At 71.6% G+C, this 12,992-nt stretch carries 11 protein-coding genes; all 11 read left to right on the top strand.

Annotated features, from left to right (window positions below; translation table 11 throughout):
* The first annotated feature begins 1,817 nt into the window (after positions 1 to 1,817).
* Entirely contained in the window at positions 1,818 to 2,939 is a 1,122-nt protein-coding gene (locus ACYVIP_RS45275; protein WP_460407501.1) for a hypothetical protein, read from the top strand.
* Positions 2,936 to 3,910, top strand: coding sequence for an HAD-IIA family hydrolase (locus tag ACYVIP_RS45280; protein WP_460407503.1), 975 nt, complete (start codon positions 2,936 to 2,938; stop codon positions 3,908 to 3,910). The genes ACYVIP_RS45275 and ACYVIP_RS45280 overlap by 4 nt, the downstream gene beginning before the upstream one ends.
* A 4-nt stretch (positions 3,911 to 3,914) precedes the next feature.
* Positions 3,915 to 4,133, top strand: a complete 219-nt coding sequence (locus ACYVIP_RS45285) for a hypothetical protein (protein ID WP_460407504.1) — start codon at positions 3,915 to 3,917, stop codon at positions 4,131 to 4,133.
* Positions 4,134 to 4,135: 2 nt separating this feature from the next.
* Positions 4,136 to 4,933, top strand: a complete 798-nt coding sequence (locus ACYVIP_RS45290; protein WP_460407505.1) for a TlyA family RNA methyltransferase — start codon at positions 4,136 to 4,138, stop codon at positions 4,931 to 4,933.
* Positions 4,930 to 5,817, top strand: coding sequence for an NAD kinase (locus ACYVIP_RS45295; protein ID WP_460407507.1), 888 nt, complete (start codon positions 4,930 to 4,932; stop codon positions 5,815 to 5,817). Before ACYVIP_RS45290 ends, ACYVIP_RS45295 begins: the two co-directional genes overlap by 4 nt.
* Before the next feature lie 99 nt (positions 5,818 to 5,916).
* Positions 5,917 to 7,704 carry a DNA repair protein RecN gene (gene recN, locus ACYVIP_RS45300; RefSeq protein WP_460407509.1) on the top strand — a complete coding sequence of 596 codons (1,788 nt, stop codon included), beginning with the start codon at positions 5,917 to 5,919 and terminating at the stop codon, positions 7,702 to 7,704.
* Positions 7,705 to 8,062: 358 nt separating this feature from the next.
* The gene (gene steA / locus ACYVIP_RS45305; protein ID WP_460407511.1) at positions 8,063 to 9,247 is read left to right on the top strand and encodes a putative cytokinetic ring protein SteA; all 1,185 of its coding nucleotides are present in this window, start codon (positions 8,063 to 8,065) and stop codon (positions 9,245 to 9,247) included.
* Positions 9,244 to 10,185, top strand: a complete 942-nt coding sequence (locus ACYVIP_RS45310) for a copper transporter (RefSeq protein WP_460407513.1) — start codon at positions 9,244 to 9,246, stop codon at positions 10,183 to 10,185. The genes steA and ACYVIP_RS45310 overlap by 4 nt, the downstream gene beginning before the upstream one ends.
* A gap of 145 nt (positions 10,186 to 10,330) precedes the next feature.
* Positions 10,331 to 12,028, top strand: coding sequence for a CTP synthase (locus tag ACYVIP_RS45315; RefSeq protein WP_460407514.1), 1,698 nt, complete (start codon positions 10,331 to 10,333; stop codon positions 12,026 to 12,028).
* Positions 12,025 to 12,648 carry an NUDIX domain-containing protein gene (locus ACYVIP_RS45320; protein ID WP_460407516.1) on the top strand — a complete coding sequence of 208 codons (624 nt, stop codon included), beginning with the start codon at positions 12,025 to 12,027 and terminating at the stop codon, positions 12,646 to 12,648. Before ACYVIP_RS45315 ends, ACYVIP_RS45320 begins: the two co-directional genes overlap by 4 nt.
* 137 nt (positions 12,649 to 12,785) lie before the next feature.
* Positions 12,786 to 12,992: hypothetical protein (locus ACYVIP_RS45325; protein WP_460407518.1), on the top strand; the 207-nt coding region annotated here is incomplete at its 3' end.

Consider the following 12,992-nt stretch of genomic DNA (forward strand, 5'->3'; position numbering starts at 1 on the left):
CTGCACTCGACAGGGTGTGGGAGAGTAGGACACCGCCGAGCATTCATTCCCGAAGAGCCCTCCGTCACCCTGGAGGGCTCTTCGGCGTTTCGGCGTGTTGAATGATGGTCGGACGTCCTAGGCGGTGGAGGATTCAGGTGGCAGAACGCGGGCGACGAGACGGTGCCCCTCAGGACGAGCCGCGGGACGACCGTGGCCGTTCGCACGCCGACCGCAAGCCCCACGGCAAGCCCCGCCGCGGTGACTCGAACTCGCGCAGCTCGGGCGACCGAGGTGGTTTCCGTCGCAACGCCGACCGAACCCGTGGCGATGCTCCTGACCGTGGCTCCTACCAGCGTGGTTCGGACTCGAACTCCGCCGGCTACCGGCCGCGCAAGGACCAGCCCAATCGCGCAGGCCGTCCGCGCGGCGACTCCGGCGGCGCGAACCGGGGTAACTACCGCCCGCACAATGACTCGGGCGACCGTGGTAGCTACCGCCCACGCAACGACTCCGGTGACCGCGGCGGTTACCGCGGCGGCTCGGACAGTGGCGGCTACCGCTCCCGCAACGAGTCGGGTGACCGCGGCGGGTATCGCGGCGGCAGCTCCGACCGAGGCGGTTACCGTCCTCGCGACGAGCAGTCCGGCTACCGTGGCGGCGCCGACCGGTCCGGTCGTCCCAGCAGCGGGTCCGGCGGGTATCGCGGCGGTTCCGATCGTGGCGGCGACCGCTCCCGTAGCGACTCGGGTGACCGCGGCGGTTACCGCGGCAACACGGACCGAGGTGGCTTCCGGTCGCGCAACGACTCCGGTGACCGCGGCGGGTATCGCGGTGGCAGTTCCGACCGCGGCGGTTACCGCCCCCGTGACGACTCCGGGCGCGGCGGTTCCGATCGCGGTGGGTTCCGTCCGCGCACCGACTCCGGCGATCGGGGCGGGTATCGCGGCAACGCGGATCGAGACCGTCCGCGCAACGACTCGGGTGACCGCGGTGGCTACCGCGGCAACACGGATCGGGGCGGCTTCCGCTCGCGCAACGACTCCGGTGACCGGGGCGGTTACCGCGGCGGATCGGATCGTGGCAGTGATCGCTCTCGCGGTGATTCGGGTCGCGGGGACCGTTCCCGTAACGACTCGGGCGGTTACCGGGGCAACGCGGATCGGGGCGGTTATCGGCCGCGCGATGACGCCGGCGGCCGGGGTGGTCGGCCCGATCGTGGTGACAGCCGTCGGGACTCGACCGATCGCGGCTTCGGCCGTGACGACCGGCGGGACTACCGGCCGCGCACCGACTCGGGTCGCGATGACGCTCGCCCCAGTCGGGACGGGCGTGACCGTCGTGACTCGAACGACCGTGGCTACCGTGGCGATTCCGAGCGGCGGGAGTTCCGTCCCCGAGACCAGGGCGATCGGCCGGACCCGCGCAGGCGCCCCGATTCTCGCGGCACCACCGACGACCGCCGGGGCCAGCGTGATTCCCGGGACACCCGCGAACCGCGGGACCGGCGTGATCGCGGTGAGGGATATCGCGGGGGATCGGACCGTGGCGGCTACCGTGGTGACACCCGTGGTGCCAGCCCACGTCGGCGTTTCGACAGCGCGTCGGATGAGCGGCGGGACTACTCGGACCGCCGGGACGACCGTCGCGACTCGCCGGCCGAGCGCACCGCCTCCCGCAGCGGTTTCGGCCGCACCACCTCGTCGGAGTCCACGGACGACACCCGTTCCCGGTCCGGCTACGGCGACCGCCCGAGCCGCCGGCACTCCGACGGTCCGGACGACCGCCGGTCCAGCAGGTCGGCGAGGCCGGCGGAGCGCATCGAGACGGCGGAGCCGGTGGACGCCGAGTTCGAGGCCGTCGACCGGCCCGAGCCGACCGCGGCCTCGACGGACACCGACAGCACCGAGGTGACCGCACCTGCCTCGACGGACACCGCGGACCACGACAGCGCCGCCAAGCCCGCCGACTCCGCACCGGACGAGTCCGAACTGGACGACTCCGAGCCGGACGATGCCGAGCCGGACGATGTCGAGCCCACGGACGCTGAGCCGGTCGACTCCGGGGTCGCGGACACCGCCGATGCCGACGCGCCGGCCGACGCCGGGGCCGTCAGCGCCGAACTCACCGATGTCGAGCCCGCCGACGCCGACACCGCCGAACCTGGCGACAGCGAACCTGGTGAGGCCACGGATGTCGAACCCGACGCCGCCGAGTCCTCGGCCGCCGGGCCAGTCGACGAAGCCCCAGTCGTGCAGGCCGTGCCCACTCGGGGCAGTCGGCCGCGCAACGACACCGACGGGCCCGAACTCCCCAACGACATCCAGTTCAGCGACCTCGACCAGGAGGCCCGCCGCGAACTGCGCAGTCTGGCCAAGTCCGTGGCCGAGCTCGTCGGGCGTCATCTGGTCGCCGCCGGTCAGCTCATCGACGAGGACCCCGAGCGCGCGCTCGAGCACGCCCGCTTCGCCCGCTCCCGCGCCGCGCGGGTCGCGATCGTCCGTGAGGCCGCCGGGATCACCGCCTACCACGCCGGCGAATGGGCCGAGGCTCTCGGCGAGCTTCGGGCCGTCCGCCGGATGACCGGCGACTCGGCGCACCTGCCGGTCATGGCCGACTGCGAACGCGCGCTCGGCCGGCCGGAACGCGCTCTCGACCTCGCCGCCGAGGCCGCCCCCAACCTGCCGCCGGACGTCACCGTCGAGCTGCGCATCGTCGCCGCCGGGGCGCGCAGGGACATGGGGCAGGTCGACGCCGCGGTGGTGGCACTGCAGGGCCCCGATCTCGACCCCGCGCGCCGCGACCCGTGGAGCGTGCGCCTGTTCTACGCCTACGCCGACAACCTCCAGGCCGCCGGGCGCACCGAGGAGGCCATCCGCTGGTTCCTCAACGCCGCCGAGGCCGACCACGACGAGGAGACCGACGCCGCCGAACGCGCCGTCGAGCTGGGCGCGCCATGAGCCTGCTCGACCGCTACGACGCAGTCCTGCTCGACCTCGACGGCACTGTCTACCGAGGTGAGCAGGCCATCGACGCGGCCCCGGCCGCGGTCGAGGCCGCACATCTGGCCAAGGTCACCGTCCGGTTCGTCACCAACAACGCCTCCCGCGGCCCCGACGAGGTCGCCCGGCACCTCACCGACATCGGCATCCCCTCGGTGGCCCACGAGGTCAGCACCAGCGCCCAGGCCGCGGCGAAGGTCCTGGCCGACAACGTCACCGGCACAGTCCTGGTCGTCGGCTCGCCCGCCCTCGAACGCGAGGTCGAGCTCGTCGACCTCCCCCGAACGCGCACCGCCGGCGACGACGTCGTCGCGGTCGTCCAGGGACTGTCCCGCGACCTCGGGTGGCGCGACCTGGCCGAGGCCTGTGTCGCGCTCAACGCCGGCGCCTTCTGGGTCGCCTGCAACGTCGACCCCACCCTGCCGACCGAGCGCGGCCAGCTGCCCGGCAACGGCTCCCTGGTCGCCGCCCTGCGCACGGCCACCGGCCGGGAGCCGGTCGTCGCGGGCAAGCCGGCCGCACCGCTCATGGCCGAGGCCGTCCGCTCGGCCGGCACCGACAACGCCCTGGCCGTCGGCGATCGGTTGGACACCGACATCGACGGCGCGGTCGCGGCCGGCCTCGACTCGCTGCTCGTGCTGTCCGGGGTCACCACCGCGAGCGATCTGCTCGCCGCCCGGACCAAGCCGACCTACCTCGCCGCCGACGTCGCCGCGCTCAGCGAGCCCGCTGACCGCCTGGCGATCGGCGCCCAGCCGGACTGGCAGATCGCGGACGGCACCGTCACTCACCGCGGCCCCGGCGAGCCCGATCCGATGTCCCTGCTGCGCGCGCTGGCGGCCGAAGCACCCGGCCACCGCGCCCGCCCCGGCGACGCGGCGGCCCGCGCGGCGCTCGCGCACCTCGGCCTGCTCGATGGACTAGCGTGACACCGTGTTTCCCGTAGAGCCGGTGGTGACCGACACCGCCATTGACGGAGCCGCAGACGGAGCCGCGGACGACGCTGTCGACGAAGCCCTCGACGAAGCCCTCGACGAGGCGCTCGCCGGCACCGAGTCGCTCGACCGTGTCCCGCTGGCCGACCACGTGGCCAGGTTCGACGCGGTGCACACGGCCCTCAACGACGCGCTCTCGCGCATCGACACGGACTGACCGTGCCCCGCAGGACCAGGCTGGACGCGGAACTGGTCCGCCGCGGCCTCGCCCGATCCCGCGAGCACGCCTCGCAGCTCATCGCGGCCGGCCGGGTGACCGTGCGCGGCACCGTCGCCGGCAAACCAGCCACCGCCGTCGAGACCGACGCGCCGGTAGTCGTGCGCGCAGAGCCGGGCGAGGACTGGGCCTCCCGTGGCGCCCACAAGCTGCTCGGCGCGCTCGACGCGTTCGACCTGCCGGTCGACGGCCGGCGCGCGCTCGACGCGGGCGCCTCGACCGGCGGCTTCACCGATGTCCTGCTTCGGCGCGGCGCCCGCGCGGTGGTCGCGGTCGATGTCGGCCGAGGGCTGCTGGTGTGGCGGCTGCGCACCGACGAGCGGGTCACCGTTGTCGACCGCACGAACGTGCGCTCGCTGACTCCCGACCAGGTCGGCGGCCAGGCCGAGCTGATCGTCGCCGACCTGTCGTTCATCTCGCTGCGCCTGGTGCTGCCCGCGCTGCTGGCCTGCGCGACCGAGGACGCCGACCTGCTGCCGATGGTCAAACCCCAGTTCGAGGTCGGCAAGGACCGGCTCGGCTCGGGTGGTGTTGTCCGTGATCCTGAACTTCGCGCCGATGCCGTACGTACTGTTATCGCGGAGGCGGAAACACTCGGCCTCCGCGTCCACGGCGTCACGGCGAGCCCGCTTCCCGGCCCGTCCGGAAACGTCGAATACTTCCTCTGGCTGCGACGCGGCGCGCCGAATCCCGACGCGCCCGCTCTCGTCGACGCCGCGGTTCGGAAAGGACCTCAATGACCGAACGTGAGGTGCTCCTCGTCGTGCACACCGGTCGGTCCGACACGCTGCAGACCGCGGAGAAGGTCGCCGGCTGGTTCGGCGAGGCCGGCATCCGGCTGCGGGTGCTCGCCGACGAGGCGCCCCAGCTGGACAGCACCTGCTACCAGACGGTCGTGCACGGCGGCCCGGAGGCGGCCGCCGGCACCGAGCTGGTGTTCGTGCTCGGCGGCGACGGCACGCTGCTGCGCGCCGCCGAGCTCGCCCGCCCGGCCGGGGTGCCGGTGATCGCGGTGAACATGGGTCGGGTCGGGTTTCTCGCCGAGGCCGACACCAACGTCCTCGAACAGGCCGTGCGGCAGGTCATCGCGCAGAACTACGAGGTCGACGACCGGATGACCGTCGATGTCACCGCGTCCCTCGCCGGCAGGCGGCTGACCCACACCTGGGCGCTCAACGAGGCCAGCGTGGAGAAGAGCAGCCGCGAACGCATCCTCGACGTGCGCATCGAGGTCGACAACCGCCCGGTGTCGGCCTTCGGCTGCGACGGCGTGCTGTGCGCGACCCCGACCGGGTCGACGGCCTACGCGTTCTCCGCCGGCGGCCCGGTGGTCTGGCCGGACGTGCAGGCGCTGCTGGTTGTCCCGTCCAACGCGCACGCCATGTTCTCCCGGCCGCTGGTGGTGTCGCCTGCCTCGGTGGTGGCCTTCGAGGTCGACCCCGACGGTCATCCGGCGGTGCTGTGCTGCGACGGGCGGCGGACGTTCGTGCTGCCCCCGGGGGCGCGCGTCGAGGTGGTCGGCGGCGCGAAGCCGGTCCGGCTGGTGCGGCTGCGGCAGGGACCGTTCACCGACCGGCTCGTCCACAAGTTCGAGCTACCCGTGCAGGGATGGCGCAGTCGCTGAGGACATCTCCGTGGACATCTCTGTGGATATCTCCGCGAATCGAACACACATGTGGATGGATACGAGCTTTCGTCGGCCGTAGCGGATAAAGTGCGCGCTGTGTTGGCCGAAATGCGCATCGAGGGCCTCGGCGTGATCGACGAGGCCACGCTCGAACTTGATCCGGGACTCACCGTCGTCACCGGCGAGACCGGTGCGGGCAAGACCATGGTCGTCACCGGGCTGCACCTGCTCTCCGGCGGCCGGGCCGAAGCCTCCAGAGTCCGAAGTGGCGCCGCGAAAGCGGTGGTCGAAGGCCGCTTCGACGCCCCAGCCGGCAGTTCGGCGGCCAAGGTCGCCGGCGACGCCGGCGCCGAACCCGACGCCGACGGCGCCCTCATCGCATTACGGACAGTCACCCCGGATGGGCGTTCGCGGGCCCATCTCGGCGGCCGTTCGGTGCCGGTTGGCGTGCTGTCCGACCTGTCCGAGCAGCTCATCGCCGTGCACGGGCAGAACGACCAGCTGCGGTTGCTGCGCCCGGCCGAACAGCGGGCGGTCCTGGACCGGTTCGCCGGCGAGGAGCTGTTGAGCGCGCTTGCCGAGTACCGCCGGGTGCGCACGGACTGGCACATGGTGGCCACCGAGCTGGCAGAACGCTCTGCCCGGTCGCGTGAGCTGGCGCGCGAGGCCGACCTGCTGCGCCACGGCCTCGCCGAGATCCGGGCCGTCGACCCACAACCGGGTGAGGACGACGACCTGGTCGCCAGGGCACGCCGGCTCGCCGACGCCGACCAGCTCAGGGAGGCGGCCACCGCGTCGTCCTTCGCGGTCAGCGGATCGCCGGAGGGCGATCCGGACGTGCCGGGATCGCTCGGCCTGATCGCCGACGCGCGCCACCGGATGTCCTCGTCGGAGGATCCCCGGTTGCGCGACCTGGCGGCGAGGCTCGCCGAGGCGGAGGCTGTGCTGGCCGATGTCGGCACCGAGCTGAGCGGCTACCTGGAGTCGTTGGACGCCGATCCGGCCGCGCTCGAGCAGGTGCTGGCCCGCCAGGCCGAGCTGAAGGGCCTGACCAGGAAGTACGCCGCCGACGTCGACGGCGTGCTGGCGTGGGCCACGGACGCGGAGGAGCGGCTGGCCGGCCTGGACACCTCCGAGGACGCGTTGGCCGCGCTGGCGGTGCGCCGCGACGAGCTGGCCGTCGAGCTGGCGGTCATGGCACACGCGCTGACCGAGCTGCGCGTGGTGGCCGCCGACCGGTTCGCCAAGGAGGTCACCGTCGAACTCGGTGGCCTGGCGATGGGTCAGGCGAGCATCGACGTGGTGATCAGCACCAGGTGGGCCGAGCCCAACGAACCCCACTCGCTGCGGGTGGCCGGTGGCGACGGCGGCGACGCGCTGGTGCACGCCGGCCCGGACGGGATCGACGAGGTGGAGCTGCGGCTGGTGGCCCACGACGGCGCGAGCCCGCTACCGGTGCACAAGGCGGCGTCCGGCGGCGAGCTGTCCCGGGTGATGCTGGCGATCGAGGTCGTGCTCGCCCACTCGGACCCGGTGCCGACCCTGGTGTTCGACGAGGTCGACGCCGGTGTCGGTGGCCGGGCGGCGGTGGAGATCGGCCGCCGCCTCGCGCGGTTGGCTGCCAGCCACCAGGTGATCGTGGTCACTCACCTGCCCCAGGTAGCGGCCTTCGCCGACCGCCACCTGGTGGTCGACAAGAGCGCGAAAGGCGGCGTAAGCCGCAGCGACGTGCGGATGGTCGCCGACAAGGACCGCGTCGTCGAGTTGGCTCGCATGCTCGCCGGCATGGACTCCACCGAGACCGGCCGCGCCCACGCCGAAGAACTCCTCACCGCCGCCGAAAAAGACAAAAAGATCACCCGCCCCAAACGCAAACGCCGCTAACCCTCCCGCCCCACACCCGCCGCCCCCGCGACTCCACTATTCCCGGACTCGCGGGGCCGGCGGTTCCGACTCGCGAGTCCAACCCTCCGGACACGCGAGTCCAACACTCCCGACATGTGAGCCCAGCGCTCCCTGCGCGCTAGGCCAAATGTTCCGACACCCGAGTCCGCCATACCGGTTCACCAACGCCGAAAATTGCCGTGACCAGTGGGTTTCTCGCCGGTGGAAAAGATCCCGACCGACCCGTTTCACCCACCAGTTGTCCCAACGCCACCGTTTTCACTCGAACCGGTGATACCTGATCACTCCACGGCGTGCCGCAACTCCACTCAACTTTTGACTTGTCAACATCCGCTCCATGAAGCTCACGGGTCTTCTCACGCGATCTGGCCAGAGCCGGCCCGGTGTCGCCGGGACCGCCCGGGTCGACAAGCGCACCGGCGACCTCCTCCGACGAGTCGGCCCCGACGAGATCGTCGTGCTCGACCAGGTCGACCTCGATCGGACCACCGCCACCGCGCTCGTCGCGGCCGAGGTGGCCGGCGTGGTCAACGCCTCCCCGTCCATCTCGGGCCGGTTCCCCAACCTTGGCCCGGAGATCATCGTCGGCGCCGGGATCGTGCTCATCGACGGCGTCGGGCCGGGGATCCTCCGCGCGGTCAGGGAAGGCAGCAAGATCCGCCTCCACGACGGCGGGATCTTCCTCGGCGACAAGGAGACCGGCCGGGGCGCCGAGCAGTCCGTCGAGTCGATCGCCGACCTGATGATCGAGGCCAAGGCCGGCATGTCCGCCCAGCTCGAGGCCTTCTCCGCCAACACGATCGAGTTCCTCCGCCGCGAGCGGACCCTCATCCTCGACGGCGTCGGCGTGCCCGACCTGCGCGTCCCGGTCCGCGGCCGGCAGGTCCTGATCGTCGCCCCTGGTCACGGGCACGTCGAGGACCTGATCGCGCTGCGCCAGTACATCGCAGAGCACCGGCCGGTGATCATCGGGATCGACGAGGCTGCGGACACCCTGCACGGCAACGGCTATCGCCCGGACGTGATCGTCGGTGACCCACACGGGCTATCCAACGACACCCTCCGTAGCGGCGCCGAAGTGGTCGTGCCGGCGCAGTTCGACGGGCACGCCCCCGGCCTCGGCCGGGTCCAGGATCTCGGCATCGGCGCCGTCACCTTTCCCGCCTCCGGAAACCCCGAGGATCTCGCGCTGCTGCTCGCCGACGCGCACGGCGCGCGGCTGGTCGTCACCGTCGGCTTCCAGGCCACGCTCAGTGAGTTCCTCGATCGTGGCCGCTCGGGCTCCAACCCGTCGACCTTCCTCACCCGGCTCAAGCTCGGCAGCAAGGTCGTCGACGGTCGCGCCGTGGCCAGCCTGCACCGCAGCCGGGTCTCGGTCGGCACGGTGGTCACCCTCGTGCTCGCCGCGGTCGTCGCGGTGATCGTCGCGCTGGCCGTGTCCGGCGTCGGCGGCGCCTACCTCGACTGGGCTGTCGACACCTGGAACAGCTTCCTCACCTGGACCAAGGGACTCTTCACGTGATCTCGCTGCGTTTCCACATCATCTCCGTGGCCGCCGTGTTCCTCGCGCTCGCCGTCGGCGTGGTGCTCGGCTCGACCACCCTGTCCCGCACGCTGCTGTCCGGGCTGACCGACGACAACGACGAGCTCGTCGAGCAGGTCACCGAGCTGGAGGCCGCTCGCAACGCGCAGAACGCCCGGCTCGCCGACGCCGACGACTTCCTCGCCTCGGTGTCCCCGATGGTCGTGCGCGGCCAGCTCGACCAGCGGACCGTCGTGATCGTCACGACGGCCGACGCCGACCCGGTCGACCGCGACGGACTCAAGACCCAGCTGGCCAACGCCGGCGCCAGGGTGTCCGGCGAACTGCAGCTCACCGAGGCGTTCACCGACCCGGAGAAGGCCGACCGGGTCAAGGACATCGTGATCCGGCTGCTGCCGGCCGGCGTGCGGCTGCCGACCGCGTCGGACCCGGGCACCCTGGCCGGCGGCCTGCTCGGGCCGCTGCTGCTGATCGCCAAGGACGACAACAAGCCGCAGGCCTCGGCGGCCGAGACCGCGGCCGCGCTGGCTGGGCTCACCGAGGGCGGGTTCGTCAAGGCCAGCCCGGGAATCCAGCCGGCGCAGCTGGCCGTCGTGCTCACCGGCGGCGCGGCCACCGGCGACGGCGCGGGGGACCGGGCGGCGACCATCGCCCGGTTCGCCACCCAGCTCGACCGCTCCGGCGCCGGCGCGGTGCTGGCCGGCAGCGCGGGTTCGGCGGAGGGCACCGGCGCGGTCGGCGTCGTGCGCGCGGACACCGCCGCCACCGACATCCTGTCCACTGTGGACAACGTGCGGACGCCGGCTGGCCGGGTGGTCACCGTGCTCGCGCTGCACGAGCAGCTCGATGGCGGCTCCGGCCGGTACGGCAGCGCGGGCAACGCCGAGGCGCCGGTGCCCGGCGCGCCCGTCGAGTGAGGCACGTCGCCCGCGTGTCTTGAGAGGAACCAACTGGCAGGTGATACGGTGAAACCCCGTGGACAGTCAGGCGGGTCGTCCCGCTGCGAACGGTATTGCCAGTAACGGATTCGGACCGAAGGTAACCCCACGGGGGGCATCCCTGGTGCAGCATTCACGCACGACGAAGTATGTCTTCGTGACCGGGGGAGTCGCGTCGTCCCTCGGCAAGGGGCTCACCGCGTCGAGTCTTGGTCAGCTGCTCACCGCCAGGGGGCTGTGGGTGACCATGCAGAAACTCGATCCGTACCTCAACGTCGACCCGGGAACGATGAACCCGTTCCAACACGGAGAGGTGTTCGTCACCGAGGACGGCGCGGAGACCGACCTCGATGTCGGGCACTACGAGCGGTTCCTGGACCGCGACCTCGCCGGCCGGGCGAACGTCACCACCGGCCAGGTGTACTCGAGTGTGATCGCCAAGGAGCGGCGCGGCGAGTACCTCGGCGACACGGTGCAGGTCATCCCGCACATCACCGACGAGATCAAGGCCAGGATCCGGGACATGGCCGAGCCAGGGGAGGACGGCAACGCCCCGGACGTGGTGATCACCGAGGTCGGCGGCACGGTCGGCGACATCGAGTCGCTGCCGTTCCTGGAGGCCGCGCGGCAGGTCCGCCACGATGTCGGCCGGGACAACTGCTTCTTCCTGCACGTGTCCCTCGTGCCGTATCTCGCGCCGTCCGGCGAGCTCAAGACCAAACCGACCCAGCACTCGGTCGCGGCGCTGCGCAACATCGGCATCCAGCCGGACGCCGTGGTGTGCCGGGCCGATCGCGAGGTGCCCAGCGGGCTCAAGCGCAAGATCGCGCTGATGTGCGACGTCGACATCGACGCGGTCGTCGCCGCGCCGGACGCGCCGTCCATCTACGACATCCCGAAGGTGCTGCACACCGAGGGCCTGGACGCCTATGTCGTGCGCAGGCTCGGCCTGCCGTTCCGGGACGTGGACTGGACGGTGTGGGGTGACCTGCTGTCCAGAGTGCACAATCCCAAGGAGACGGTGCGGATCGCGGTCGTCGGCAAGTACGTCGACCTGCCGGACGCGTACCTGTCGGTGACCGAGGCGTTGCGGGCTGGTGGGTTCGCCCACCGGGCCAAGGTCGAGGTGGTCTGGGTCGCGTCGGACACCTGCGAGACCCCGGCCGGCGCCGCGGCCCAACTGTCCGGTCTGGATGGTGTGTTGATCCCGGGTGGGTTCGGGGTCCGGGGCATCGAGGGCAAGATCGGCGCGATCCACTTCGCCAGGACGAACAAGCTCCCGCTGCTGGGACTGTGTCTGGGGTTGCAGTGCATGGTGATCGAGACCGCCCGCAACCTCGCCGGCATCACGGCGGCGAACTCCGCGGAGTTCGACGAGACCACCAAGGACCCGGTGATCAGCACCATGGCCGACCAGCAGGACGTGGTCGCCGGCGAGCGCGACATGGGCGGCACCATGCGCCTTGGCGCCTACCCGGCCAAGCTGGCGACCGGATCGCAGGTGGCGGCCGCGTACGGGACGCGTGAGGTGTCCGAGCGGCACCGGCACCGGTACGAGGTGAACAACGCCTACCGGGAGCGGCTGATCAAGGCCGGTGTGGTGTTCTCCGGCCTGTCGCCCGACGAGCACCTGGTGGAGTTCGTCGAGCTGCCGACCGACGCGCACCCGTTCTTCGTTGGCACGCAAGCACATCCGGAGCTCAAGAGCCGGCCGACACGGCCGCATCCGCTGTTCGCCGGGTTCGTGAAGGCGGCGTTGGCCCGGCGAGCGGCCGAACGGTTGCCGGTCGAGCTGCCGGAGCCGTCGGGGTCGCGTTCGTGACCGAGCCGGGCGAGCACGTATTCGACGTACTGTCCACATCGGATGTCTATGTCGGACGGATCATCGCGCTGCGGATCGACGAGGTGGCGATGCCCGGCGGTGGCCGGGCGCCGCGCGAGGTCGTCGAGCACCACGGCGCGGTCGCCGTGGTCGCACTGGACGAGGACGACCAGGTGACGTTGATCCACCAGTACCGCCACCCGATCGCCCGGCGGAACTGGGAGCTGCCGGCGGGGCTGATCGACCACCTCGGCGAGGACCCGGTGCAGGCCGCGCAGCGGGAGCTGGTCGAGGAGGCCGGCCTGGTCGCGGGGGAGTGGTCGGTGCTGGTGGACGTGGCGGCCTCGCCCGGGTTCACCGACGAGGTCATCCGGGTCTACCTGGCGACGGATCTGGCGACGGTGGACCGGGTGATGGAGGGCGAGGAGGAGGCCGACCTGGTGGTGCGCCGATTCCCGCTGGCCGAGGCGGTGCGCATGGCGCTGTCCGGCGAGATCATCAACAGCGCGGCGGTGGGCGGCCTGCTCGCCGCACACGCGGTGCGCACCGTCGACGCCCCGGTCCGCCCGGCCGACGCCCCCTGGAGCGACCTGCCGACCCGCTTCCCGAACCGCCGTTGACGATCGCGCCGCCGGAGCGGGCAGCATCTGTTCGTCATCCTCAGGTCGGCGTCATGCCGAGCCGGGTGCGCATTGCTTGGCCATCCCGCTGCCGATAATATTCACGCATATCGGCTGAGATGAGGGGTAGGATCGGTATGAGATGGAAGATCCCCACCGGTGCGTTATTGGTACTCGCCTTGTTGATTCCGGCGTCATCGGCGTCGGCGCAAACCGGATCGGCGCGGCTGGCTGAGACAACCTGCCAAGCGGTTGTGTACACGGATGTTCGTGAGCTTTTTGTTATTGATGTGGACACCGCTTCTGATCTTGAGATCCGGATGTTGGCCAATCGGATTGATTCG

It is taken from the genome of Actinophytocola sediminis (genome assembly GCF_054779715.1).

Bases quoted from the DNA above. Each gene is read 5' to 3' on its own strand.
- ACYVIP_RS45280 (WP_460407503.1), top strand. From the start codon at position 2,936: ATGAGCCTGCTCGACCGCTACGACGCAGTCCTGCTCGACCTCGACGGC.
- ACYVIP_RS45295 (WP_460407507.1), top strand. From the start codon at position 4,930: ATGACCGAACGTGAGGTGCTCCTCGTCGTGCACACCGGTCGGTCCGAC.
- steA (WP_460407511.1), top strand. From the start codon at position 8,063: ATGAAGCTCACGGGTCTTCTCACGCGATCTGGCCAGAGCCGGCCCGGT.